21 protein-coding genes and 1 tRNA gene are annotated in these 23,451 nt (G+C 73.8%); 5 read left to right on the forward strand and 17 right to left on the reverse strand.

What is annotated here, in order from left to right; translation table 11 throughout:
* Positions 1–49: 49 nt before the first annotated feature.
* Both N4G63_RS00165 and N4G63_RS00170 read left to right on the forward strand, forming a co-directional pair.
* The gene (locus tag N4G63_RS00165) at positions 50–1,030 is read left to right on the forward strand and encodes a YheT family hydrolase (RefSeq protein ID WP_260789489.1); all 981 of its coding nucleotides are present in this window, start codon (positions 50–52) and stop codon (positions 1,028–1,030) included.
* Between the two features lie 40 nt (positions 1,031–1,070).
* A complete protein-coding gene (locus N4G63_RS00170; RefSeq protein WP_260789488.1) occupies positions 1,071–1,619 on the forward strand; it encodes a DUF2946 family protein in 549 nt (182 codons plus the stop codon).
* 123 nt (positions 1,620–1,742) lie between these two features.
* On the opposite strand, the gene N4G63_RS00175 is transcribed toward N4G63_RS00170, so the two are convergent.
* A complete protein-coding gene (locus tag N4G63_RS00175) occupies positions 1,743–2,312 on the reverse strand; it encodes a c-type cytochrome (RefSeq protein ID WP_260789487.1) in 570 nt (189 codons plus the stop codon).
* 177 nt (positions 2,313–2,489) lie between these two features.
* Between N4G63_RS00175 and N4G63_RS00180 the strand changes: the two genes are divergently transcribed.
* The 3 genes from N4G63_RS00180 to N4G63_RS00190 all read left to right on the forward strand — a co-directional run bounded on the left by N4G63_RS00180 (position 2,490) and on the right by N4G63_RS00190 (position 5,688).
* Positions 2,490–2,565: transfer RNA gene (locus N4G63_RS00180), tRNA-Arg, on the forward strand.
* A gap of 244 nt (positions 2,566–2,809) precedes the next feature.
* Entirely contained in the window at positions 2,810–4,234 is a 1,425-nt protein-coding gene (locus N4G63_RS00185; protein WP_260789486.1) for an aldehyde dehydrogenase family protein, read from the forward strand.
* Between the two features lie 155 nt (positions 4,235–4,389).
* Entirely contained in the window at positions 4,390–5,688 is a 1,299-nt protein-coding gene (locus N4G63_RS00190) for a UDP-N-acetylglucosamine 1-carboxyvinyltransferase (RefSeq protein ID WP_260789485.1), read from the forward strand.
* Positions 5,689–5,701: 13 nt separating this feature from the next.
* Here N4G63_RS00190 and N4G63_RS00195 read toward each other — a convergent pair whose 3' ends face one another.
* From N4G63_RS00195 to hybE, 16 genes are all read right to left on the reverse strand, one after another.
* A complete protein-coding gene (locus tag N4G63_RS00195) occupies positions 5,702–6,973 on the reverse strand; it encodes a saccharopine dehydrogenase family protein (RefSeq protein WP_260789484.1) in 1,272 nt (423 codons plus the stop codon).
* 27 nt (positions 6,974–7,000) lie between these two features.
* Complete coding sequence (locus N4G63_RS00200; RefSeq protein ID WP_260789483.1) at positions 7,001–7,813, reverse strand: SDR family NAD(P)-dependent oxidoreductase; 813 nt, start codon at positions 7,811–7,813, stop codon at positions 7,001–7,003.
* Positions 7,814–7,921: 108 nt separating this feature from the next.
* Positions 7,922–9,346 (reverse strand): sensor histidine kinase, encoded by a 1,425-nt coding sequence (locus tag N4G63_RS00205; protein WP_314599196.1) that lies wholly within the window; start codon positions 9,344–9,346, stop codon positions 7,922–7,924.
* 10 nt (positions 9,347–9,356) lie between these two features.
* The gene (locus N4G63_RS00210) at positions 9,357–10,835 is read right to left on the reverse strand and encodes a nickel-dependent hydrogenase large subunit (RefSeq protein ID WP_260789480.1); all 1,479 of its coding nucleotides are present in this window, start codon (positions 10,833–10,835) and stop codon (positions 9,357–9,359) included.
* Entirely contained in the window at positions 10,832–11,836 is a 1,005-nt protein-coding gene (locus tag N4G63_RS00215; RefSeq protein WP_260789479.1) for an NADH-quinone oxidoreductase subunit B family protein, read from the reverse strand. Before N4G63_RS00215 ends, N4G63_RS00210 begins: the two co-directional genes overlap by 4 nt.
* Before the next feature lie 157 nt (positions 11,837–11,993).
* Positions 11,994–13,514 (reverse strand): sigma-54-dependent transcriptional regulator, encoded by a 1,521-nt coding sequence (locus N4G63_RS00220; RefSeq protein ID WP_260789478.1) that lies wholly within the window; start codon positions 13,512–13,514, stop codon positions 11,994–11,996.
* Positions 13,511–15,526 carry an enoyl-CoA hydratase-related protein gene (locus N4G63_RS00225; protein WP_314599197.1) on the reverse strand — a complete coding sequence of 672 codons (2,016 nt, stop codon included), beginning with the start codon at positions 15,524–15,526 and terminating at the stop codon, positions 13,511–13,513. The genes N4G63_RS00220 and N4G63_RS00225 overlap by 4 nt, the downstream gene beginning before the upstream one ends.
* 25 nt (positions 15,527–15,551) lie before the next feature.
* Complete coding sequence (locus N4G63_RS00230) at positions 15,552–16,250, reverse strand: hypothetical protein (RefSeq protein WP_260789477.1); 699 nt, start codon at positions 16,248–16,250, stop codon at positions 15,552–15,554.
* Between the two features lie 44 nt (positions 16,251–16,294).
* Positions 16,295–17,350, reverse strand: a complete 1,056-nt coding sequence (gene hypE, locus N4G63_RS00235) for a hydrogenase expression/formation protein HypE (RefSeq protein ID WP_260789476.1) — start codon at positions 17,348–17,350, stop codon at positions 16,295–16,297.
* Positions 17,351–17,426: 76 nt separating this feature from the next.
* Positions 17,427–18,572, reverse strand: coding sequence for a hydrogenase formation protein HypD (hypD, locus tag N4G63_RS00240; RefSeq protein WP_260789475.1), 1,146 nt, complete (start codon positions 18,570–18,572; stop codon positions 17,427–17,429).
* Entirely contained in the window at positions 18,569–18,844 is a 276-nt protein-coding gene (locus N4G63_RS00245; RefSeq protein ID WP_260789474.1) for a HypC/HybG/HupF family hydrogenase formation chaperone, read from the reverse strand. Before N4G63_RS00245 ends, hypD begins: the two co-directional genes overlap by 4 nt.
* A gap of 12 nt (positions 18,845–18,856) precedes the next feature.
* Complete coding sequence (locus tag N4G63_RS00250; RefSeq protein ID WP_314599198.1) at positions 18,857–20,104, reverse strand: Kae1-like domain-containing protein; 1,248 nt, start codon at positions 20,102–20,104, stop codon at positions 18,857–18,859.
* Positions 20,105–20,148: 44 nt separating this feature from the next.
* Positions 20,149–21,204 (reverse strand): hydrogenase nickel incorporation protein HypB, encoded by a 1,056-nt coding sequence (gene hypB, locus N4G63_RS00255; RefSeq protein WP_260789472.1) that lies wholly within the window; start codon positions 21,202–21,204, stop codon positions 20,149–20,151.
* 3 nt (positions 21,205–21,207) lie between these two features.
* Positions 21,208–21,600: a hydrogenase maturation nickel metallochaperone HypA/HybF gene (locus N4G63_RS00260; RefSeq protein WP_260789471.1), complete on the reverse strand. Its 393-nt coding sequence runs from the start codon at positions 21,598–21,600 to the stop codon at positions 21,208–21,210.
* A complete protein-coding gene (locus N4G63_RS00265; RefSeq protein WP_314599199.1) occupies positions 21,593–22,807 on the reverse strand; it encodes a hypothetical protein in 1,215 nt (404 codons plus the stop codon). The genes N4G63_RS00260 and N4G63_RS00265 overlap by 8 nt, the downstream gene beginning before the upstream one ends.
* Positions 22,804–23,448 (reverse strand): [NiFe]-hydrogenase assembly chaperone HybE, encoded by a 645-nt coding sequence (hybE, locus tag N4G63_RS00270; RefSeq protein WP_314599200.1) that lies wholly within the window; start codon positions 23,446–23,448, stop codon positions 22,804–22,806. The genes N4G63_RS00265 and hybE overlap by 4 nt, the downstream gene beginning before the upstream one ends.
* Positions 23,449–23,451: the final 3 nt, after the last annotated feature.

A 23,451-nucleotide genomic window follows, 5' to 3' on the forward strand; every position in this document is an offset into this window, starting at 1 on the left:
CCGAGGGGGCTCTCAGGCCCTTGGGGCGGCCCGGCGGGACTGAGCACGGATGCTGGATTTCCGCGCGCCGCGCTGGCTGCCCGGCGGCCATGCGCAAACGATCTGGCCGGCGCGCTTTTGCCCGCGTGTGCCGGGCCTGCCGCTGGCCTTCAGCCGCGAGCGCTGGACCGCGCCCGACGGTGACTTCATCGATGTCGATTTTCTCGGCAGCGCGCCCGCGCCGGGCGATGGCCGGCCGCTGCTGGTGCTGTTCCACGGGCTCGAGGGCTCGTCGGCCAGCCACTATGCGCAAGCTTTCGGCCACTGGGCGCGCCAGGCCGGCTGGGCCTATGCGGTGCCGCACTTTCGCGGCTGCTCGGGCGAGCTGAACCACGGCCCGCGCGCCTACCACTCGGGCGACTGGCAGGAGATCGGCTGGATCCTGCAGCGGCTGCGCAGCCGCAGCGCGCAGCCGCTGCGCGTGGTGGGCATCTCGCTGGGCGGCAACGCGCTGCTGCGCTGGGCCCAGGAGGCGGGCGAGGCCGCCACCGCCACCGCCGCCGGCGTGGCCGCGGTGTGCTCGCCGATCGACCTGGCCGCCGGGGGCCACGCCATCGGCCGCGGCCTCAACCGGCAGATCTACACCCGCATGTTCCTGGCCACGATGAAGCTCAAGGCGCTGGCCAAGCTGGCCCAGCACCCGGGCCTGTTCAGCCGCGAGAAGATGCTGGCCGCGCGCGACCTGTACGAGTTCGACAACGTGTTCACCGCGCCGCTGCACGGCTTTCGCAACACCGAGGATTACTGGGCGCGCGGCTCGGCCAAGCCGCACCTGCACCGCATCCGCATCCCGGCGCTGGTGCTCAATGCGCGCAACGACCCCTTCATCCCCGCGCCCTGCCTGCCGCGCCCGCACGAGGTGGGCCGCTGGGTCACGCTGTGGCAGCCGGCGCACGGCGGCCATGTGGGCTTTCCGAGCGGGCGCTTTCCGGGCCATGTGCTGGCCCTGCCCGACGCGGTGATGGCCTGGATGCGGCAGCATGGCGGCTGAACATCGCCCGCGCTGAAGCGCGCCAACCCGGACCCCGCCCATGGACGCCATCGTCGAAGCCGCGCTGAAGAAGTGGCCCAATGTGCCGCATTGCCACGGCTGGCTGGCGCTGGACGCGCGCGGCGACTGGTACATGCGCGACGAGCGCACCCAGCGCGCCGGGCCGTTTCCGCAGCCCAAGGGCAGCCGCGTGGTGCACGACAAGCTGCGCGAGTTCATCCACCGCAACTACGCCGCCGATGCCGACGGCCAGTGGTTCTTCCAGAACGGCCCGCAGCGCGTGTACGTGCAGCTCGAGGCCACGCCCTGGGTCTGGCGCGTGCAGTGGCCCGACGATGCCGGCCCCGGCGCCGCACCGCACGTCACCAGCCACACCGGCCTGGTCACCACGGTGATCGACAGCTGGCTCGACGACGAAGGCCGGCTGTACCTGCACACGCCGCTGGGCCTGGGCCTGGTGCACAGCCAGGACATGCTGGACGCCGCCCGCGCCGTCGAAGCCGGGCTGTGGCAGCCGCAGCCGCTGGTGGCGGCCGAGGCACCGGCGCGCTTCGGCTTCGTGCGCACCCCCCAGCCGCCGCCGGCCTGAGCCCAACGTGGCGCCGCGCAGGCGTGGCGCAGGCCGGGCCCACGCGGCGCACCGGCCACAAAAAAACCGCCCCTCGGGGCGGTTGTTCGTGGCCGGCGGCGCTGGCCGCGCAGCGCAGCGCGATTACTTCGACGCGGCGGCCTCGGGCGCCGAGGCGCCGGCGGCCGGGGCCTTGGGCTCGTCGAACTTGGCGCCGCCCTGGTTGGCCAGGTAGACCACCGCGCGGCCGATCTCGAAGTCGCTGAAATCACCGCCGGCCTGGGCACCCATGCTGCCCTTGCCCTTGAGCGCCGAGGTCAGCAGCGCCTCGTATCCGGTCTTGACGCGCGGGCCCCAGGCGGCCTCGTCGGCCAGCTTGGGTGCGCCGGCAGCGCCGGTGGCGTGGCAGGCCGCGCACTGCGCCTGGAACACCTGCTCGCCGGTCTTCAGCGCGCTGGCGTCACCGGCCACCTTGATCTCGATCGAGCCCACCGGCTGGATGCGGCGGGCCACGGCCTCTTCGCTCATGCCGTCGCTGCCGGCACCGGTGCGGCCACCGAAATTGACGAAGTTGGCCAGCATGATGATCGCCACCACCGGCACCACGAAGGACGCGACCACCGCCGCGATCAGCTGCTGGGGCGTCTTGATCGGGCCTTCGTGCACTTCGTGTGCATCGGCTTGGGGGGCTTCGGTGTGCTTGGCGTCGCTCATGAAATCCTCGGATGGATGGCCCGTTTGGCGAAGAGATGGCGCGCTGCACGAGGGCATGCGCCGGCCAGGGGCACAACCGGTGGATTATAAGCGGCTGAACCCGCCCGGGTGCCTGGCGGGCGACGCGTGGCCGCCACGGCCGGAGCCTGTGCGTACAATGCGGGATTCTTCGCCGTGGCGCCCGTAGCTCAGTGGATAGAGTATTGGCCTCCGAAGCCAAGGGTCGCTGGTTCGATCCCAGCCGGGCGCGCCACACGCCGCGAACACCGGTGCAAGGCCTTGATAGGCCCTCGCACCCAGCACACGCCAACCCCCGGGTTGGCGTTTTGCTTTGGGCCTGCCGGTCGGGGTGCCGGGCCGACACAGGCTGTCCGGTCGCCGACAGCGGCGCCGCGGCCCCCAGCCGCAGAATCGGCCAGCCCCGCGCGGCCCGGGCGTCGAGCGATCGACCGCACGCCTGGCCCCGCCCGCTCACCCACCCGACCGGAGACTGACCCATGCGCGACTACCTCAAGTTCTACATCGACGGTGCCTGGGTCGACCCGGCCGTGCCCCGCACGCTGGACGTGACCAACCCCGCCACGGAAGGCGTGGCCGGGCGCATCTCGCTGGGCTCGGCCGAGGATGTGGACCGCGCCGTGCGCGCCGCCCGCCGCGCCTTTGCCAGCTACTCGCAGACCACGGTGGCCGAGCGCATCGCGCTGCTCGAGCGCGTGATCGCCGAATACAAGACCCGTTATGCCGACATGGCCGCGGCCATCACCGAGGAGATGGGCGCGCCGGCCATGCTGGCGCAAAAGGCCCAGGCTGCGATGGGCGTCGGCCACCTGCAGACCGCGCTGGCGGTGCTGAAGGACTACGCCTTCGAAGAGCAGCGCGGCGGCACCCTGATCCGCAAGGAGCCGATCGGCGTGTGCGGCCTGATCACGCCCTGGAACTGGCCGGTCAACCAGATCGCCTGCAAGGTGGCGCCGGCGCTGGCCACCGGCTGCACCATGGTGCTCAAGCCCAGCGAGATCGCGCCCTTCTCGGCGCAGATCTGGACCGAGATCCTGCATGCCGCGGGCGTGCCGGCCGGTGTGTTCAACCTGGTCAACGGCGACGGGCCCACGGTGGGCGCGGCGATCAGCAGCCACCCCGAGGTGGACATGGTGTCGTTCACCGGCAGCACGCGCGCCGGCGTGGAGGTGGCACGCAACGCCGCGCCCACGGTCAAGCGTGTGCATCAGGAGCTGGGCGGCAAGTCGCCCAACATCCTGCTGCCCGATGCCGACTTCCAGCGCGCCGTGACGGCCGGCGTCAAGGGCGTGATGAGCAACTCGGGCCAGAGCTGCAACGCGCCCACGCGCATGCTGGTGCCGCATGCGCGCATGGACGAGGTGCTGGCCATCGCCAAGACCGCCGCCGAGAGCGTGACCGTGGGCGACCCCGCCAGCGGCGCCAGCATCGGCCCGGTGATCTCGGCCGCGCAGTGGGACAAGATCCAGACCCTGATCAGCAAGGGCCTGGACGAAGGCGCCACGCTGGTGGCCGGCGGCCCGGGCAAGCCGGCCGGGCTGGAGCGCGGCTACTACGTCAAGCCCACCGTGCTGGGCCGGGTGAACAACCAGATGACCGTGGCGCGCGAGGAGATCTTCGGCCCGGTGCTCACCATCCTGGGCTACGACACGGTGGACGAGGCCGTGGCCATCGCCAACGACACGCCTTATGGCCTGGCCGCCTACGTGTCGGGCAGCGATGCCGGGCAGGTGCGCCAGGTGGCCGGCCGGCTGCGTGCGGGCCAGGTCAACCTCAACAGCGCGGCGCCCGACCTGATGGCGCCGTTTGGCGGCTTCAAGCAATCGGGCAACGGCCGCGAGTGGGGCGAGCATGCGTTTGGCGAGTTCCTGGAGGTGAAGGCCGTGCTCGGCTGGGGCCAGTAGGGCGGCCGGCGCCGCGGCTGCGCGGGGCCACCCGCCGGGCGGGCACGGGCCGGGCCCAGGTTCGACCCGCCTGGCGGCACGGCGACCGCGCATCGCGCGACAATCCGGCGGCGCCCTGCAGGGCGCCGTTTTGTTTTCCCACCTCCGGATTCCCCATGAGCCACCTCATCGTCCACGGCGGCCGCCCGCTGCGGGGCAGCATCACCCCGTCGGCCAACAAGAACGCGGTGCTGCCGGTGCTGTGCGCCACGCTGCTGACCACCGAGCCGGTGGTGCTGCACCGCGTGCCCGACATCACCGACGTGCGCAAGCTGCTGGCCTTCTTTCGCGAGCTGGGCTCGAGCGTGGATCTGGACGACAGCACGCGCACGCTGCGCCTGCAGCACGGCGCCCAGATGCGCGCCGACGATGTGCGCCTGCCGGTGGGCATGCGCTCGTCGATCATGCTGGTGCCGGCCCTGCTGCACCGCTTTGGTCAGGCGCGGCTGGAAGACGACGTGACCGGCTGCACGCTGGGCGTGCGCGAGGTCGATCCGCACATCGAGGTGTTTCGCGCCTTCGGGGCCGAGGTCACGCTCGAGCCCGGCGCGGTGCAGATCCGCGGCGCGCAGCGCTTCACCGCCACCCGCCACTGGCTGGACTACGCCTCGGTCACCACCACCGAGAACTTCGCGCTGTGCGCGGTGGTGGCACAAGGCCGCTCGCACCTCACCAATGCCGCCTGCGAGCCGCATGTGCAGGAGTTCTGCAGCTTTCTGACGGCCATCGGCGCGCGCATCCAGGGCAACGGCGGCTCGCAGCTCGAGATCGAGGGCGTCGACCAGCTCGGCGGCGCCGAGTTCAGCTTCAGCGACGACTTCCACGAGGTGGCCACCTTTCTGGCGCTGAGCGCCATCACCCAGGGCGACGTGGTGGTGCACAACGATGCGGCGGCGCAGTTCCCGCTGCTCGACCGCACCTTTGCCAAGTTCGGTGTCGAGATCGAGCACCGCGACGGCTACAGCCGCGCCCATGTCAACGGGCCGATGAAGGTCAAGCCGCCGTTCACCAGCAACATCCTGCAGAAGGTGGAGGCCGCGCCCTGGCCCTATGTGCCGGCCGACCTGCTGCCGATCTTCGTGGCGCTGGGCGTGCGCGCCGAGGGCTCGGTGATGTTCTGGAACAAGGTCTACGAAGGCGCGCTGGGCTGGAGCGCCGAACTCAGCAAGTTTGGCGCGCACGCCGTGCTGTGCGACCCGCACCGCCTGATCATCTACGGCGGCAAGCCGCTCAACCCGGCCAGCGTGGAGAGCCCCTACATCATCCGCGTGGCCATCGCGCTGTTCATGCTGGCCGCCAGCATTCCCGGCAAATCGACCATCCTGAACGCTCTGCCGATCCGCCGCGCGCACCCGAAGTTCGTCGAGAACCTCAATGCGCTGGGGGCGGCGGTGGAGTGGGTGGCGGAGGAGTAGGCGGCGCCCGCGCTCAATCCAGCGCCCCTACCACCATGCCCGCCGCGGCCAGCCGCTGCGCCAGCACCAGGCCCAGGCCGGTGGCGGGGGTGAGCACGCCGCCCAGGTCAGGGCCGCCGGGCAGCTCGTGGCGCTGCAGGGCCAGCGCCAGTGCCGATTCGCAGACGAACACCGTGGTGGCGCGGTTGCCGGGGTCGCCGCGGCCGGCGATGCGCCCGCGCAAGACCTGGCCGCTGGCGGTGCGGCCGACCAGGTCGCAGCAGAAGCTGCCGCGGTTGATGGCGGCCTGGCTGGGGCCTTCGCCGGGCGCCGGGGCCAGGCGCTGGGTCAGGGCGCGGGCCGGTGCCCATTGCAGCGCCGCGGCGCCGGCGGCCAGGCCCAGCGTGGCGGCGCCGGCCATCAGCGCGGCCTGCGGGCCGCGGCCGTAGCGCAGCCACTCCTGGTAGCGCCAGCCGGGCTGGCAGGCGGCATCACCCGCGGCCTGCAGCAGGGCCACGCTGCGGCGCACCACGCGGGTGTTGACCGGGCCCATCACGAAAGGGCCGACCCAGGCCTTGAAGTCGTCGTCGCGCCGCGGCAGCGCGGGGTCGGCGGCCAGCAGCTCGGCGCCGGCCGGCACCGGGCCGGCGGGGTTCAGCAAGAAGGGCTGGGCCAGCTGCGCCGACTGGCCGCTGTCCAGCAAGTGCAGCGCCGAGGCCAGCGTGCCGCCGTTCAGGCCGCCGCGCAGCCGGTGACAGGCCTTGACCTCGATGCAGGGCTCGCGGTGCCGGTGCCACAGCGCCTGGGCCACCAGCCAGGCGCCCAGGTCGGACGGCACCGAGTCGAAACCGCAGCAGGGGATGATGCGCGTGCCGTCGTGGGCGGCACGGGCATGGTGGGCGTCGATCAGGCCGCGCACCCAGGGCGTTTCGCCGGTGATGTCGACATAGTGGGTGCGCAGCGCCACGCAGGCCGCCACCAGGGCGCTGCCCACGCGCGCAAACGGCCCGGCGGTGCTGAGCACCACGCCGGTATCGGCGGCCAGGGCGCGCAGTGCGCGGGTGTCGTCGGCCGCGGCCTCCACGATGCCGGCCGCGGCGGCGGCCGTGCCGCCGGCAGCCACCACCGCATCGCGCACCGCCTGCAGCCGCTGCGCCGAGCGCCCGGCCAGCGCCCAGCGCAGCCCGGCCGGCGCCTGCGCGGCCAGGTAGGCCACCGCCTGGCGGCCGACAAAGCCGGTGGCGCCGTACAGCACCAGGTCGTAGCGACGCGGCGTGCTGGGGTGCGAGTGGCGGGATCGGGCCATGTCAGCGCGCCTTCGCTGCGCGGGGCGTCACGTCATCCGGCGCATCACGGCGCCGCTGACCCGCCGCAGCAGCCACTTGGGCGCGGCCCGGCCGGCCAAGATGGCGGCCAGGTTGAGCGTGCCGGGCACGCGGATCACCTCACCGGCCAGACAGGCCTCGTAGCCTTCGTCGGCCACGGCGTCGGCGCTGCCCACCACAAAGTCGGGCAGGCGGCTTTGCAGCGCCTCGCTGGCCTGCTGGGCCTGCTCGAGCATGCTGGTGGCGGTGATGCCGGGGCACAGCGCGGTAAAGCTCACGCCGCTGGCCTTGAGCTCTTCCGACATCGACTCGGTGATCGACAGCACATAGGCCTTGGTGGCCGCGTACACCGCCAGTTGCGGCACCGGCTGGAACGCCGCGATCGAGGCCACGTTGAGCACCCGGCCCTGGCCGCGCTGCACCATCGGCGGCACGAACTGCGCCAGCATCTCGGTGAGCCCGGCCACGTTGAGCCCGATCAGCGCGCGGTGCGCGTGGGCCGGGTGATCGATGAAGGGGCCGTGCTCCAGCAGGCCGGCGTTGTTGACCAGCACGTCGATGCGGCGGCGCGCGCGGCGCAGCCGGGCGGCCAGTGCGGCCGGTGCCTCGGGCTGGGCCAGATCGGCCGGCTCGGCCCAGGCGCGGATGCCGTGTTCGGCGACCAGGGCCTGGGCCAGCGCCTGCAGCGGCTCGGCGCGGCGGGCCACCAGCACGAGGTTGAAGCCGCCACGGGCAAAACGTGCCGCCAGCGCGGCACCGATGCCCGACGAGGCGCCGGTGATCAAGGCCGTGAGGCCGCGGCCGGGGTGATCCTGGCGCATGACTGTGTGTCCTCCCTGCGGCGCGGCAGCACAACGCCGCGCCGGCGCGGCCATTCTGCATGGCTTGCGGCACGACCGGTCAGGCCGGGTGCAAGCGGATACGCCCGATCACACCGGGCGTTGGGCAGCGGGCAGCGCCAGCGTGAACAGCGCGCCGCCCTCGGGCGCGTTGGCCGCGCCCAGGTGGCCGCCATGGCGCTCGACGATGCCGTAGCTGATCGACAGGCCCAGCCCGGTGCCGGTGCCCACCGCCTTGGTGGTGAAGAAGGGGTCGAACACGCGCGACAGGTGCTCGGGCGCGATGCCGGGGCCGTTGTCGCGGCATTGCAGGCGCACCTGGTCGCCGTCGGCCTGCAGCGTGATCCACAACGCGGGCGGGCTGGCACCGGCGCCCGAGGCCGCGTCGTAGGCGTTCTGCACCAGGTTCATCAGCACCTGCAGCAGCTGGCCGGCATGGCCGCTCACCCAGCAGGCTGGGCCGGGCTGCCAGTGCACCTCGAACTGCGGCGCCGTGCCCTTGCACACCCAGTGGATGGCGCGCTCGATGACACCGTTCAGATCGACCAGGCCGCGCTCCTCGCGATCGACCGCCGAGAAGCGCTTGAGGCCCTGCACGATGTCGGCGGTGCGCTTCGCGCCTTCGAGCGTGCCTTCCATCAGCGAGGGCAGGTCGGCCAGCAAGTGGTCGATGCGCAGCTTGACGCGCAGGCGGGCCAACGCCTGGGTCTGGGCCTGGGCCTGGGCCTGGGCCTGATCCGGCGCCTGGGCCGGGCCGGCCTCGGGCGCGCCGGCGTGCACCGCGTCGAGGTAGCTGCGCAGGCGCTCGGTGTAGCGCTGCAGCGCATGCACATTGCCAAGCACGAAGCTGATCGGGTTGTTCAGCTCGTGCGCCACGCCGGCCACCAGGCGGCCCAGCGAGGCCATCTTCTCGCTGTGCAGCAACTGCTGCTGGGTGCGCTTCAAGGCCTCGTGCGCCTCGCGCAGCTGGTGGTAGGCGCGCTTGATCTCGGCCATCGGCCGGCCCACGAAGACCAGGCCCACGCGGCGGCCACGGGCATCTCGCCGCGGCGTGCAGTTGAAGTCGACCGGCACCGCCTGGCCCTGGGCATCGAGCAGGTCCACCTCGATCACCGTGCCGCCGGTGAGGCCCGATTTGTGCAGCGCCGGTGTGTCGAGCACATGGCGCAGGCGGGCGCGGCTGCTTTCGTCGGCCAGCAGGTCGGTGATGCGGGTGCCGCGCAGCGCGGCCTCGTCGCGGCCCACCAGCTCGCCGAGTGCGGCATTGATCTCCTCGATCTCGCCGGCCTCGTTGCAGGCCACCAGCACGTCGCTCATCGCCGACAGCAGGCTGAAGATGAACTGCTGGCTCTGCTCGAGCTCGGCGTTCTTCTGCTCCAGCGCGATCTCGTCGGCCACCAGCTGGCTGTAGGTCTCGTCCATCTTCTGGATCACGTCCAGCCAGGTGGTCTCGTCCACCGCGCCGTCCAGGTCGAGCGGCGGCAGGCTGGGCAGGGAACGGTTCGCGTCTTTCATCGCGCCGGGGTCAATGCACGGTGCAGACCATGCAGGGGTCGAAGCTGCGCACGATGTGCTGCACCGCCACCGGCGTGGCCTCGCCCGGCTGCACCGGCGCGCCTTGCAAGGCCGCCTCCAGCGCACCGGGCGTGCCGGCGGTGTCGCGCGGCGAGAAGTTCCAGCTGGTGGGCGCCACGATCTGGTAGCCGGCGATGCGGCCGCGCTCCACGCGCAGCCAGTGGCCCAGTGCGCCGCGCGCGGCCTCGGTGAGGCCCACGCCCTCGGCCTCGTCGGGCAGCGGCTGGCTCAGGCAGAAGGGCTCGCGCGGCTGGATGGCGGCCAGCCAGCCGGCCATCATTGGCACCACGCGGGCCAGCTCGACCAGCCGCGCCAACACGCGGGTGTAGACCGTGCCGCCGCAGCGCGCCACGGCCGCCCGCACCAGCGGCTGGCCGCTGGCCAGCTGGCGCGCGATGGCGCCGGTTTCCACCACCTGGCCGGCCAGGCGCGGCGCCTTGTTCCAGGTGTAGGCGCCGGGCTTGTCGGCATCGGGCAGCGTGAGCCCCATGGCCGGGTGGCGCTGGGCATGGCCGCCATCGGCCAGCCAGGCGTGGCTGACGTCTTCGGTGATGCTGTTCAGCGCCAGCGGGTGCAGGCGGCCATCGGCGGCGTTCCACAGGCCGCGGGCCAGCGCGAAATCGGCGCCGGCACCTGCCGGCTGGGCATAGGCGCCATAGCTGAGATAGCGGCCCGGCCCGGGGCCCAGCCGGTCGAAGCCCAGATCGGCGGCAATGCCGAGAAACAGGCGCAGGTCGCCGCGCTGCGGATCGGCCGCATGCCAGGCCTGCAGCGCGGCCTCGTCGGCCAGGCCGGCCACCTCGTCCAGCGGGGCGCCGAACAGCGTGGTTTCGAGAAAGCCCTGGAACTCGCGCAAGCGGGCCAGCAGGCGCAGGCGCTCGGCGGCGTCGATGGCGCGGGTGCTGCCGCCCGGCTGCAGGCTGTGGGTGTGCGGCCAGCGCCCGCCCAGCGTGCCCAGGATCTCGAACCAGCGCTGCCGCGCCGCCAGCGCCGCGCGCGCATGCACGCCGGCCCCGGCGGCAAAGCGCCGCTGGGTCTCGGCAAACCAGGGGCGCGCGGCATACACCGGGCGCGTCAGGTCGGGCATGAAGAACAGGTAGAAGTGGGTCAGGTGGTCGGCCAGGTTCTCCACCGCCAGCATCAGGTTGATGGCATGCGCGCCGTTGGGCGGCGCCTGGATGCCCTGCGCATCGGCCAGTGCGCGCGCCGCGGCCGCCGATTGCGACACCGAGCAGATGCCGCAGATGCGCGGCACGATCACCAGCGCATCCTGCGGCGGCCGGCCGGCCAGCATCTGCTCGAAGCCGCGGTACATCGGCGCGTTGACTTCGGCGCGCGTGACGCGGCCCTCGGCCACGTCCAGCCGCACCTCCAGATCGCCCTCCACGCGGTTGAAGGGGCCGACGACGAGACGGGTGACGTCGCTCACTTCAACCGGGTCTTCTTGACGGCCGGCGCGACGACCACATGGTCGGCCGTGGCGTTGTGCTTCACGCGGCGCGGCGTGGCGCTCTTGCTGAGCGAGGCCAGCGCCACGAACCAGGCCTTGGGCATGTCGGTGGGCAGGCCGATCGGGATGCCGGCGATCTTGGGGGTCAGGTGGTAGGCATGGCCGGGGTCTTGAAAGCCCGGCTCGGTGCAGCTGATGCAGGCATAGCCGCCGCGGGTGCAGCTGCCCTCGCCGTTCCACAGCCGGGTGTTGCAGTCGGCATGCGCCTGGGTGCCCTTGCAGCCCAGGTGCTCCATCATGCAGCCCAGGTCGGACGGCTTTTCGGCACTGGCCTTGAACTCGTAGAACTCGTTGCGCGTGCAGCCGTGGTGCACCAGCTGGTCGGCATAAAAGCGCGGCCGGCCCAAGGCGTCCAGATCGTCGGCCCCGAACAGGCCGGCGGCCAGCGCCATCAGGGTATCGAGCACCCAGCCGGGGTGGGTGGGGCAGCCGGCGATGTTGATCACCGGCAGGCCGCCGCGGGCGCGGAAATCGGCGCCCAGCAGGCCGCCGCGGTGATCGTCTTCATGCTGCAGGCCGCAGGCCTCGGTGGGGTTGGGGCCGGTGGCGGTGATGCCACCCCAGGCCGCGCAGCTGCCCACCGCCAGCACATGCGTGGCCACGCCGGCCAGGCGCTGCACCCACTCGGTCATCGGCTTGCCGGTGCCGGCCAGCAGGTGGAAGCGGCCGGTGCCCTGCGGGCCGCGCAGCAGCGCGCCTTCGATGCACAGGGCATCCAGCCGCTGGCGGCCGGCAATGCAGTCTTCCAGCAGCGAGATCAGCTCGTCGCCGCTGGCCAGTGACAGCGCCGGATGCCACAGCATCTCGATGCCGTTGGCCGCCAGCATGGCCGGAAAGTCGGCCGTGTCGGCGCACAGCAGCGACATGCTGCAGCCGCCGCAGCCGCCCGATTGCAGCCACAGCACTTTCAGCGCGGCCATCGGATGCCTCTTTGTGGCCGACGCGCGCCGACGATGGCACGCAACCCAGCGACCGCCGCGGAACCGGCTCTGCCGGGCCGCTGGCGGTGCCCCCCAAGCTTGCGCAGCAAGCCTCCAAGGCTCGCGGGGGAGGCGCCGAAGGCGCTTCGGGGGGGGGTCATGTCACCAGGCCGAAGCGCAGCAGCTTGGCGCGCAGGCCCACGCGCGACAGGCCCAGCTCGGCCGCGGCGCGGGTCTTGTTCCAGCGGTGGCGCAGCATCACCTCGCGCAGCAGCATGGCCTCGATGGCGTCCAGCCGGTCCTGCAAGGTGCCCTGGGCGGCGCCGGCCGCCAGCGCCTCGGCCGGCGTGCCGGCGGTGGCGCGGCCGGTCTGGCCCTGCAGCAGCTTGGTGGAGAAATCGGTGGCCTGCAGCAGCGTGGCATCGGCGCCGGGATCGCGCAGCGCCAGCGCGCGCGCGATCTCGTTGCGCAGCTCGCGGATGTTGCCGGGCCAGGGGTAGCCCATCAGCACGGCACGGGCGTCGTCGTCGAAACGCGCCGCGGGCAGGCCCAGCTCGCGGCACACATCGGCCAATACGCGCTCGGCGATGGGGGCGATGTCGCCCGGGCGCTGGCGCAGCGGCGGCATCTGCAGCGTGACGCCCGCCAGGCGGTAGTACAGGTCTTCGCGGAAGCGCCCGGCGCGCACCTCGTCTTCCAGCTGGCGGTGGGTGGCGGCGATGATGCGCACGTCCACCGGCACGGTGCGCGTGCTGCCCACCGGGCGCAGCTCGCCCTCCTGCAGCACGCGCAGCAGCTTGACCTGGAACAGCGGCGAGGTCTCGCCCACTTCATCGAGGAACAGCGTGCCGCCGTCGGCGCGCTGGATCAGGCCCACATGGTCTTCCACCGCGCCGGTGAAGGCGCCGCGCTTGTGGCCGAACAGCTCGCTCTCGAGCAGGGTGTCGGGGATGGCGGCGCAGTTCTCCACCACGAAGGGCTTGCTGGCGCGCGGGCTCGCATAGTGGATGGCGCGCGCCATCAGCTCCTTGCCGGTGCCCGATTCGCCCAGCACCAGCACCGACAAATCGTGCCGCGCCACGCGCTCGGCCATGCTGCACACGGCGTCCAGCGGGCTGCCCGGCGCGCGCACGATGCGCTCGAAATCGAACACGCTGCGCGCCTGGCGCAGCTTCTCGCCCAGGCGGGCGCGCAAGACGGGCGTGCCGGCGCGCAGGTCGATCTCCAGCCGGTGCAGGCCCTGCTGCAGGGTGCTGGCCTCGACCGCGCTGCGCACCGTGCCCAGCAGGTGCTCGGGCACCCAGGGCTTGAGCACGTACTGGTAGATGCCGGCCTCGTTGACGCCGGCAATGATGTCTTCGCTGTCGGCGTAGCCCGAGATCACCACCCGCACCACCTCGGGCCACTGCGCACGCACGTCTTTCAGAAAGTCGACCCCGCTCTGGCCGGGCATGCGCTGGTCGCACAGGATCACGGCCACGCGGTGGCGCTCGAGCAGCGCGCGCGCGGCGGCGGCATCGCTGGCGGTGAGCACCTGGAAGTCTTCTTCCAGCGTGCGGCGCATGGCCTCCTGCGAGCGCACCTCGTCGTCGACCACCAGCACGCAGGGCAGCTGCGGGTCGGTCAGCTCGGCAGGCCCGGCCTGGTCAAGGGGCGCGAGCGGATCGGGGGCGTTCATCGGCGGTGCGTGGCCAGGTGGCGTGGCGTCCAGGCGTGGGGCTTGCGGTGCACGAAGTGGTGGCGCGCGACATGGTAGCTGGGGTCGAAGCCGAAGAAGTTGCGCCGCATCTGCGCCAGCTCGTCGGCGCGGTAGGCGGCCAGCGGGCGCCGGGCTTCGTCAGCAGCGCGCTCGGCCTGCTTGGCCTGCACCCGGGCCGGCCAGTCGGGCGCCCCGGCCAGCGCCAGCGCGGCGGCGGCCAGCTGCGGCTCGAAGGCCTCGCGGTCGGCGCCGAAGCAGTCGTCGATCAGCCCCTGTGCCGCGGCCTGCGCCGCACCCAGCGGCAGCCGGCCCTGCATCAGCGCCCGTGCCGCCTCGGCGCCGATGCGGCGCGGCAGCGTGTAGGTCCAGTATTCGCTGCCGTAGAGGTTGCCCATGTTCTTGTAGTGCGGGTTCAGCACCACGCCTTCGTGCGCCCACACCCGGTCGGCGGCCAGCGCCAGAAAGCAGCCACCGGCACCGGCATTGCCGCGCAGCGCGGCCACGCTGAGCCGGTCGGTCAGCGTGAGGATCTCGAGCGCCACGTCGTCGATGGCCTCGATGGCGCGCAGCGAGGCCTCGGCAGCGCTGTCGCCGGCCACGCTGGCGGCGTGTTCGATCTCGTGCAGGTGGATGCCGTTGCTGAAGAAATCGGCGCCACCGGCCAGCACCAGCACCTGGGTGTCGCGGCCACGCGCCCAGCGCAGCGCCTCGACCAGCCGGCGGCAGGCGCGCTCGCCCATGGCGCCGTTGTGGAAGTTGAACTCGAGCCAGCCCACGCGGGCGCGTGGCGGGCCGAACTCGCTGTAGTGCAGCTCGTCCCAGGCGCCGGCACCGCCGGCCAGGTCGCCGCCCTGCGGCGTGGCCGCTGCCGCGGCCTGGCGCATCAGCGGCACCGGCCACTCGGGCAGCGCAGCAGCCTCGGCGGCAAAGGCCAGCGTGGCGGCCAGCTTCAGGGGCGCCACCGTCGAGGCCGACGCGGCGGCCGCCGCGCTGTCGCGCCGCACCTGGCCGATCCACACCGCCCCCGGGCCGGCCGGGCCATCGGCGCAGCGCAGCAGCAGGGCCGGGCCGCGGCGGGCCAGCACGCTGCCCGCTGCCGCGCCACGCGCCGCGGCGCATTCGGCCATGGTGGCGGCCTGGGCATCGAACAGGCGCACCGGCTGGCCCAGCAGCTGCGCCGCCGCGCCGGGCGCGCCATCGGCGCTGCGCACCAGGCGCAGCACGGTATCGGCGGTGCAGCGTGCCCAGTCGATCTGGCGCATCGCACGCGTGACCAGCGGCTGCCAGCCGGTGCGCTGCGCCGGCTCGGCCAGCGGCCGGGCCAGCGCGGCCGGTGCCAGGCTGCCGGGCCGCCAGCGCTGCAGCGCGGCCAGCGTGGCACGGGTGGCGGCCTGCACCACCTCGTGCCGGTACAGGCTGGCCTTGGTGGCCTCGGGCCGCACGGCGAAGGCCTGCCAGGCCCACACCCGCCCGGCGTCGAAATCGGCCGTGGCCTGCAGCACCGTGACGCCCCATGACAGCGGCGCCGCCATGTCCGGCCCCAGCGGCCGGTCGGGCGCGGCGGCCACCGGGCCGGCAACCGGCGGCGGGCGCTGGCGCAGCAGCGCCCAGTCCAGCGCCGAGGGGCCGCGGTCGCCCGGCGGGCCCGGATGCACCACCAGGCACACCCGCTGGCGCCACACCGCCTCGGGGATGCGGCGCTTCAGGAACGGCGCGATCAGCACGTCGGGGTCGGCCAGGGCCACCGCCTCTTCGGTGACGGCATCGGCGATGTCGAGCTCCACGCTCACCTGGTGCCCGGCGGCGCGCAAGGCCACGTGCAGGCGCTGGGTGAGGCTGTTGAAGGCATGCGCCAGCAGCAGGATGCGCAGCGGGCGGGATGTGGCACCGGCATCGGCCCCGACATCGACAACGGCCGACGCGGCGGCCAGGTCAGCCGGCGCCGCGCCATGGCGGGCGGCGGCCGGATTGGTGGGCGGGGTCCAGAGCATGCGGCAGCGGTGCGGCGGGTGGCCGTCAATCCGGCGGCAGCCGGGATTCGGGCCAGGCGGTCTCGCCGCCTGGGCCAGGGCCCGCGGCCGGCTCGCCCAGCACCTGCCGCATCAGCGCATCGGCGCGCTTGCGGCCCTGGAACACCACCGCCGCATCGTGCAGGCCGCGCAGCACCTGGGCCAGCTCGTCGGCTTGGGCGGCGCGGCGCACTGGCAGCACGCGGTCGCCGCCGCCGGGGCCCCACAAGGCCTCGACCATCGCCACCGCGCGCTGCCGCGTGGCGGCCAGATCGGCCTCGGCCACGCTGAACTGCAGCGCCGGCGCGGGCGCGCGGGCGGCGCGCTCGGCGGCCAGCACCTCGCCCAGGCGCGGCAATACGCGCCAGGCGCGGCGCAGCGTGTCGACGGCCCCGGTCACCGCGGGCACGGCCAGCGCCGGGCGGGCCACGGCCGGCGCCGCGCGGGGGGTGGCCAGGCGGCCGGCCGGCGGCCCGGCATCGACAGCGGCCGGCGCCGCCGGCACCAGGGCCTCGATCAGGCCCATGGCGCGCAGCTGCTGCAGCAGCCCGGCGGTGGGCGGGCCGATGCGTTCAGTGAGCAGGGCCACGCTGTTGCTGCCGTTGCACAGGATCAGCAAAGCCCGCGCACGCGGGTCGAGCCCGTTGCGGCGCGTGGCCATCTCGTCGACACCGGCGTCGGTCTTTCGGTACAGCGTGCCGCTCATGGTGAGGGTTTTTCTTGCTCCCCTGGATGGGACGGGCCGATGGCTCAGCAGATGCGCGGCAGGGGTTCACCGCTGAGCCAGTCGACCACACGCCGACCGCCGAAACGAGTGCACATCTGCACGAAGCCATGAGGATCCTCCTGCACCACCCCGATCCGGGTGGCGGCGCGGCCCAGCGGATGGGCCTGCAGCGCGGCCAGTGCGGCCGCGGCATGTTCGGGCGCCACGATGGCCACCAGCTTGCCCTCGTTGGCGATGTACAGCGGGTCCAGCCCCAGCAGCTCGCAGGCCGCCTCGACCTGCGGCTGCACCGGGATGTCGGCCTCGTGCAGCAGCATGCCGGCGCCGCACTGGCGCGCGATCTCGTTGAGCGTGGTGGCCAGGCCGCCGCGCGTGGGGTCGCGCAGCGTGTGCACCGCGCCCTCGGGCACGGCCGCCAGCAACTGCGCCACCAGGCCGTGCAGCGCCGCGGTGTCGCTGACGATGGCGGTTTCGAACTCGAGCGACTCGCGCTGCGACAGCACCGCCACGCCATGCTCACCGATGCTGCCCGACAGCAGCACCACATCGCCCGCCCGCGCCTGGGCGCCGCCGATGCGCCGCCCGGCCGGCAGCGCGCCAACCCCGGTGGTGGCGATGAACACGCCGTCGCCCTTGCCGCGCTCGACCACCTTGGTGTCGCCGGTGACGATGGGCACGCCGGCATCGCGCGCGGCCGCGGCCATCGACTCGACGATGCGCTTCAGCTCGGCCAGCGCAAAGCCTTCTTCGAGGATGAAGCTGGCCGCCAGGTACAGCGGCTGCGCGCCCATCATCGCCACATCGTTGAGCGTGCCGTGCACCGACAGGCAGCCGATGTCGCCGCCCGGAAACTCCAGCGGCGAGATCACGTGGCCATCGGTGGCCATCACCAGGCGGTGCCCGGCCGGCATGTCGAGCGCCGCGCCATCGTCGCCCTGGCGCAGCGCCGGGTTGTCGAAGGCGCGGGCGAACAGCTCCTCGATCAGCTGCGCGCCGGCCCGGCCACCGGCGCCGTGGTTCATGTCCACCCGGCCGTGCTTGAAGTCGATGGGGCGGATGTAGTTTGGCTTGACGCTCATGTTGCCCTCCGGTCACTGCGTGACCACCTCCCCGAGGGAGGAAACGCGCCGCCTTCGGGCGGCCGGGCGGCGGCGCTCATGCTGGCACGCTCACCACGGGAATGTCACGGAACCGGCCATACGAGTAGTGCGCCGCGCAGGCGCCCTCGGACGACACCATGCACGAGCCCATCGGGTTCTCGGGCGTGCACACCGTGCCGAACAGCGTGCAGTCGGTGGGCCGCTTGACGCCGCGCAGGATGGCGCCGCACTCGCACTTCTTGTGGTCGGGCACGGGGGTGTAGCCCAGGCCGAAACGCAGCTCGGCATCAAAGCGGGCGTAGGCCGGGCGGATCTTCAGCGCGCTGTAGGGCACCTCGCCCAGGCCACGCCACTCAAAGCGCTCGCGCAGCTCGAAGACCTCGGCCACCGCGGCCTGGGCGGCCAGGTTGCCCTCGCGCGTGACGGCGCGGGTGAACTCGTTTTCCACCACCGCGCGGCCCTGGTTGACCTGGCGCACCAGCATCAGCACGGCCTGCATCACGTCCAGCGGCTCGAAGCCGGCAATGACCACCGGCTTGCGGTACTCCTCGGCAAAGTGCTCGTAGGGCCCCGAGCCGATGATGATGCTGACATGCGCCGGGCCGACGAAGCCGTCGATCGGCACCGTGCCGTACTGGCGCACCTCGGCCGACTCGAGGATGTGGGTGATGGCGCTGGGCGTGAGCACATGGCAGCACAGCACGCTGAAGTTGGGCAGGTCTTCCCTGGCCGCCTGGCGCAGGGCCAGCGCGGTGGGCGGCGTGGTGGTCTCGAAGCCGATGGCAAAAAACACCACCTCGCGCTGCGGGTTCTGGCGCGCGAGCTTCAGCGCATCGGCGGCCGAATACACCATGCGGATGTCGGCGCCGCGGGCCTTGGCCTTCATCAGGCTGAGGCTCTGGCTGGCCGGCACGCGCATCGTGTCGCCATAGGTGGCGACGATGGCCCCCTGGTCCAGCGCCATCTGAATGGCCTGGTCGATGCGGCCGATCGGCAGCACGCACACCGGGCAGCCGGGGCCGTGGATCATGCGCACCTGGGGCGGCAGCAGCTCGGCCACGCCGTAACGCGCGATGGCATGGGTGTGGCCGCCGCAGAACTCCATGAAGCTGTAGCGCCGATCCGGCTGCAGCTCGGCGGCGATGGCGGCGGCCAGGCCGCGGGCCACGGCGCCGTCGCGAAACTCGTCCACGTACTTCATGCGCCGCCTCCCGGGGCAGCGGCCTGGGCCTGCGCCGCGGCCGCCGCGGCATCACCGGCGGCCGCCATCTCGGCAAACAGCGCCAGCGTGCGCTCGGCCTCCAGCGCATCGAGCAGGCCGATGGCATGGCCCACGTGCACGATGACGTAGTCGCCCACCGTGGCCTCGGGGGTGAGCGCCATCGACACGGTCTTCTTCACGCCACCGAGCTCGACGACGGCCTCGTCGGCAGACAGCAGCGCCAGCACACGGGCGGGCAGGGCGAGGCACATGGGTTCAGGCTTTCAGATGGGGGGACCCGGCGTCGCGGGTACGCGCCGCCACCCGCCGGGCGGGTGGGCGGGCCGGCTGGGGAGCGGCCCGGCGCCCGGCCCGCCCCCTTCGAACGTGGCTGTGGCCGCGCATTGCAGCGCCGCGGCCCAGGCCTGGCCCAGCGCCAGGCCGGCATCGCCGCAACCCACGTGGACCGGCCGGTGCACCGACAGGCCGTGGGCCTGCAGGCCGGCGCTGACGCGCTGGCTCAGCAGGCGATTGAAGAAGCAGCCGCCGCCCAGCACCACGCGGGCCGGCTGGCCTGGCAACGATGCCTGGGCGGCAGCCTGGGCCGCGGCCTGCACCAGGCCCTCGGCCAGGGCCAGGTGAAAGCGCGCGGCGCCGCGGCCGGCGTCGGCCTCGTCGAGCAGCGCGATCAGCAGCGGCCACAGGTCGAGCGAAGGCGCCGGCAGCACCGGGTCGGCATGCCCCTGCAGCCAGGCCGTGGCGGCCTGCTCCAGCGCGATGGCGGCCTCGGCCTCGTGGGCCTGGTGCAGGCTCAGGCCCAGCACGCCGGCCGCGGCGTCGAACCAGCGGCCGGCACCGCTGCTGCGCGGGCAGCGCAGGTCACGCGCCAGCAGCTGGGCCACGCCGCGGGCGGCGGCCTCGCCCACCGCGGCGCCCAGGCGCGGCACGATCTCGGCCGCGCGGCCGGCGCGGTGCCACACCGCGGCGGCCAGGCGCCAGGGCTCGCGCGCCGCGGCATCACCGCCGGGCAGCGGCAGCAGCGGCAGGTGGGCCAGGCGCCACATGCGGCCGTGCTGCACGCGCAGCAGCTCACCGCCCCAGGCCGTGCCATCGCTGCCATGGCCCACGCCATCGAGGGCCAGGCCGATCAGCGGCGTGTGATCGCCCAGGCCCAGCTCGGCCTGCACCACGGCGATGTGGGCATGGTGGTGCTGCACCGCCAGCGCCGGCACGCCCAGGCGCTGGGCCCAGGCGGCCGCCACCTGGGTGCTGTGGAAATCGGGGTGCAGGTCGTGGGCCACGGCGGCGATGGGGCCACCGGCGGCCGCCACCAGCGCGGCCACCGAGGCCTGCAGCGCCGCACAGGCCGCGGGCGTGCCCAGGTCGTCGTGCAGCGGCGACCACCACACCCGCGTGCCGCCGTTGCCGTCGGGCTCGATCAGGCAGGCGGTGTTCTTGAGAAAGGCGCCGCAGGCCAGCACCCGTGCCGGGGTGGGCGCGGGCAGCGTGGTCTGGGTGAGCGGCGCGGTCATGGTGGCGGCGTTGCGGCGGCGAGGTGGCGGCAGGGGCGCGCGCTTCAGCGCGCGCTGCCCGCAGCGTCCAGCGTGGCCAGCCGGGCTTCCAGCTCGGCGATGCGCTGGCGCAGTGCGGCCTCGGTGCCGGCCTTGGTGTCGGCATCGGTCGGCGGTGCAGCGGACGGGGCGCTGCCGTCGGCGTCGAGCAGCCAGTCGAGCCAGGCGTCCATGCCGGCACCGCTCGTGGCAGAGACCAGCAGCACCTCGATGCCGGGGTTCACGCGGCGGGCATACGCGATGCAGCGCGCCACATCGAAATCCAGGTGCGGCAGCAGATCCACCTTGTTGAGCACCATCAGGCGCGCGGCGGCAAACATGTCGGGGTACTTGAGCGGCTTGTCCTCGCCCTCGGTGACCGACAGGATGGCCACCTTGGCGCGCTCGCCCAGATCCCACATCGCGGGGCACACCAGGTTGCCGACGTTCTCGATGAACAGGATGGCCGGCGCGTGGCCGTGGCCGTGGTCGTGCGCATGTTCATGGGCGCGCCCGTGTGCGTGACCGTGCGCGTGGTCATGCAGCGGCAGCCGCCCGAAGGCTTCGGCCACCATCTGCGCGTCGAGGTGGCAGCCCTTGCCGGTGTTGACCTGGATCGCCGGCGCGCCGGTGGCGCGGATGCGGTCGGCATCGTGGCTGGTCTGCTGGTCGCCCTCGATCACCGCCACCGGCAGCTGCGGTGCGCGCTGCTGCAGCGCCTGGATGGTGGCGCACAGCAGCGTGGTCTTGCCCGAGCCGGGGCTGGACACCAGGTTGTAGGCCGCGATGCCATGGCCGGCGAAGTGCGCGCGGTTGAGCGCCGCCAGGCGGTTGTTCTCGCCCAGCACATGGGTCTCGAGCTGGATCGCGCGGGTCTGGCTCATGCCCGGCACCGACACCCGGGCCTGGCCGGCGCCGTAGTGCAGATCGCCGTTGGCGGCCACCGCCGGGCCGTGGGCCGGGGCGGCCGCGTGGCCGGCGGGGTGGTCATGGCTGTGACCATGACCATGACCGTGATCGTGATCGTGATCGTGATCATGGCCGGCCTGGCCGGTGGCGGCGCATCCGCAAACGACACACATGCTTCAGGTCTCCTGCTGTGGCAGCCGCGCTGGGGCTGCGGTGGAAAGTGGCTCGTCGTGCACGATCAGCTCGTGCACCGTGAGATCGGTGCCGCTGGTGGGCTGGATCTGGTGGCTGCCGCAGTGCGGGCAGGCGTCCAGGCGCGAGCGGATGGGCACGCTGGCCGCGCAGGGCAGGCACCAGGCCTGGGCCGGCGGCTCGAGGATCTCGATCTCGGCGCCGTCCAGGCAGGTGCCCGGGGCGATGGCGTCGAGCGCAAAACGCAGCGCCCGCACCTCCACGCCCGACAGCGCGCCCGCCGCCAGCGTGAGCCGCTTGACGCGCGCGAAGTGCTCGCGCGCGGCGGCGTCTTCCACCACCTTCAGCACACCGCCGGCCAGGCTCATCTCATGCATGCTGGGCCTCGTGCGGGTGGGCGGGCAGCGCGGCGGCGGCCACGGTGAAGGCCACGCAGGGGTCGAAGGCCACGGCCAGGCGCGTGGCGGCCGGCGCGTCGCCCGCCGCCTGGGCCTGCAGCGCCCGGGCCAGCACGCCCTGCGGATGGAAGTTCCAGTCGGTGGGCGCCAGCACCTGCAAGGCCTGCAGGCGCGGGCCGGCCGGGCTGCCGTCGTCGGCGGCCAGGGCCACGCGGTAGGCCAGCAGGCCGCGCGCCGTCTCCACCCAGGCCAGGCCCTCGCCGGGCGCCGGCGATGCGGCACCGGCGGCCAGCCAGTCGGCCCCGCCGGGCGCATGCGGCGCGCCGGCCGGGCTGGCCAGTTGCAGCAGGTCGACGAGTCGGCTCACCAGGCGCATCCAGGCATTGTGGGCCGCCGGCGCCAGCCTGTCGTGGTGGCGGCTCCAGGGGCCGGTGTCGGGCAGGGCCTCGGCGCCGGGGTCGGCGCCCGCGGCGTCCACCGCGCCAGATGCGCCAGCCTCGGCAGACGCGCCCGCCGCAGCAGGGCCGCCCGCGGCCGGCCAGCCGGCCAGCGCCGCGCCCACCGCGGCCGCGGCGCCTTCGGCCGCGGCCAGCGGCTGCCAGGGCCGCGGCGGGGTGGCCAGGGCCTGGGTGGCGGCCTGCTGCGCAGCCAGCAGGCGGGCCAGTGGCGTGTGCTGGCGCTGCGCCCAGCGCGCCGGCCAGGCCAGCGGATCGTCGGCCCAGGCGGCCAGCCAGCGGGCTGGCGACTGGCCCAGCCAGTGCTGCGCCAGCCAGTCGGGCAGCGTGGCCAGCGCCGCGGCCGGCGCGGTGCCGGGCCGCCACAGCGGGCAGCTGCGCAAGGCTTCGGCCAGCGCCGGCGCAAAGGGCTCGGCGCCGGGCAGCAGGCGCGGCCAGTCGTGGGCCAGGCGCAGCAGCTGGTCGCGGGCCGTGCCGGCCTGCAGCGCCAGGCGCTCGGCGGTGGTGGGCGTGCCGGGCTCGCCGCGCGCGGCGCGCACCGCCAGGCGCGCGGCCAGGCGGTGGGCATGGGCGCACAGCGCATGCAGGGCGGCCATCAGCGTGGGCAGCTGCTCGGCGCGCTGGCCCAGCGCCACCCGCTGCAGGCCCTGCGGCCGGGTGCTGCGGATGGGCGCGGCGCAAGGCCCGGGGCACAGCAGCAGCCGGCCGGCCAGATCGAGGCCCGGCGTCATCGCCGCCCCCCACCCGCCGCCGGGCGACCGAACAGAAAACCGCGCCGCGCCGGCACCGGCTCGGCCTGTGGGCCTGCGGGGGGCACGGCCATGGCCGCGGCTTCCGCGGCAGTGGCGGCGGTGGCGGCGGTGGTGGCGGTGGTGGCCACCGCAGCGCTGGCCGGCGCCGCCGCGCTGCGCGGCTGGGGCGCCACCCGGCCAGGGGCGGCGGCCACCGGGCGCAGCTGCAGCAGCACCTCGCGGGCGGTGGCCACCGCGGCGGCCTGGTCGACAAACTCGGCCATCGGCGAGAACAGCGAGGCGGCGGCGTAGCGGCCCAGGCCGTCCTCCTCGCCGCCAAAGAAGTCGAAGCGCCAGGCGCCGATCTCGAGCGCCTGGCTCAGGCCGGGCGGCGGCAGCTCCAGCGCCGCCTCGTCGTGCAGCGGCAGCTGCACCAGGTTCATGAACCAGGGCGTGATCAGCACCCCCAGCGCCAGGCCGGGCGCCACACTGTGGCCCCCCGCCGCGGCCGGCGCAAAGCCCACCGCCTGCACCGCCAGCGAGGGGTGCAGGATCGGCACGCCGGCCATGCGCGAGCGCGCAATGTGGCGAAAGGCGCTTTCCAGCGCCTCGACGCGGCGGGTGAGCAGTTGCGGGTCCATCAG

This window comes from Aquabacterium sp. OR-4, assembly GCF_025290835.2.
GTDB lineage: Bacteria > Pseudomonadota > Gammaproteobacteria > Burkholderiales > Burkholderiaceae_C > Pseudaquabacterium.

Excerpts from the sequence above, each read along its gene's own strand:
- hybE (WP_314599200.1), bottom strand. The coding sequence starts at position 23,448 with ATGGACCCGCAACTGCTCACCCGCCGCGTCGAGGCGCTGGAAAGCGCC.
- N4G63_RS00190 (WP_260789485.1), top strand. The coding sequence starts at position 4,390 with ATGAGCCACCTCATCGTCCACGGCGGCCGCCCGCTGCGGGGCAGCATC.
- N4G63_RS00165 (WP_260789489.1), top strand. The coding sequence starts at position 50 with ATGCTGGATTTCCGCGCGCCGCGCTGGCTGCCCGGCGGCCATGCGCAA.
- N4G63_RS00230 (WP_260789477.1), bottom strand. The coding sequence starts at position 16,250 with ATGAGCGGCACGCTGTACCGAAAGACCGACGCCGGTGTCGACGAGATG.
- N4G63_RS00220 (WP_260789478.1), bottom strand. The coding sequence starts at position 13,514 with ATGAACGCCCCCGATCCGCTCGCGCCCCTTGACCAGGCCGGGCCTGCC.
- N4G63_RS00170 (WP_260789488.1), top strand. The coding sequence starts at position 1,071 with ATGGACGCCATCGTCGAAGCCGCGCTGAAGAAGTGGCCCAATGTGCCG.
- hypB (WP_260789472.1), bottom strand. The coding sequence starts at position 21,204 with ATGTGTGTCGTTTGCGGATGCGCCGCCACCGGCCAGGCCGGCCATGAT.
- N4G63_RS00175 (WP_260789487.1), bottom strand. The coding sequence starts at position 2,312 with ATGAGCGACGCCAAGCACACCGAAGCCCCCCAAGCCGATGCACACGAA.
- N4G63_RS00200 (WP_260789483.1), bottom strand. The coding sequence starts at position 7,813 with ATGCGCCAGGATCACCCCGGCCGCGGCCTCACGGCCTTGATCACCGGC.
- hypD (WP_260789475.1), bottom strand. The coding sequence starts at position 18,572 with ATGAAGTACGTGGACGAGTTTCGCGACGGCGCCGTGGCCCGCGGCCTG.
- N4G63_RS00260 (WP_260789471.1), bottom strand. The coding sequence starts at position 21,600 with ATGCATGAGATGAGCCTGGCCGGCGGTGTGCTGAAGGTGGTGGAAGAC.
- N4G63_RS00215 (WP_260789479.1), bottom strand. The coding sequence starts at position 11,836 with ATGGCCGCGCTGAAAGTGCTGTGGCTGCAATCGGGCGGCTGCGGCGGC.
- hypE (WP_260789476.1), bottom strand. The coding sequence starts at position 17,350 with ATGAGCGTCAAGCCAAACTACATCCGCCCCATCGACTTCAAGCACGGC.
- N4G63_RS00245 (WP_260789474.1), bottom strand. The coding sequence starts at position 18,844 with ATGTGCCTCGCCCTGCCCGCCCGTGTGCTGGCGCTGCTGTCTGCCGAC.
- N4G63_RS00205 (WP_314599196.1), bottom strand. The coding sequence starts at position 9,346 with ATGAAAGACGCGAACCGTTCCCTGCCCAGCCTGCCGCCGCTCGACCTG.
- N4G63_RS00185 (WP_260789486.1), top strand. The coding sequence starts at position 2,810 with ATGCGCGACTACCTCAAGTTCTACATCGACGGTGCCTGGGTCGACCCG.
- N4G63_RS00265 (WP_314599199.1), bottom strand. The coding sequence starts at position 22,807 with ATGACGCCGGGCCTCGATCTGGCCGGCCGGCTGCTGCTGTGCCCCGGG.
- N4G63_RS00250 (WP_314599198.1), bottom strand. The coding sequence starts at position 20,104 with ATGACCGCGCCGCTCACCCAGACCACGCTGCCCGCGCCCACCCCGGCA.
- N4G63_RS00225 (WP_314599197.1), bottom strand. The coding sequence starts at position 15,526 with ATGCTCTGGACCCCGCCCACCAATCCGGCCGCCGCCCGCCATGGCGCG.
- N4G63_RS00195 (WP_260789484.1), bottom strand. The coding sequence starts at position 6,973 with ATGGCCCGATCCCGCCACTCGCACCCCAGCACGCCGCGTCGCTACGAC.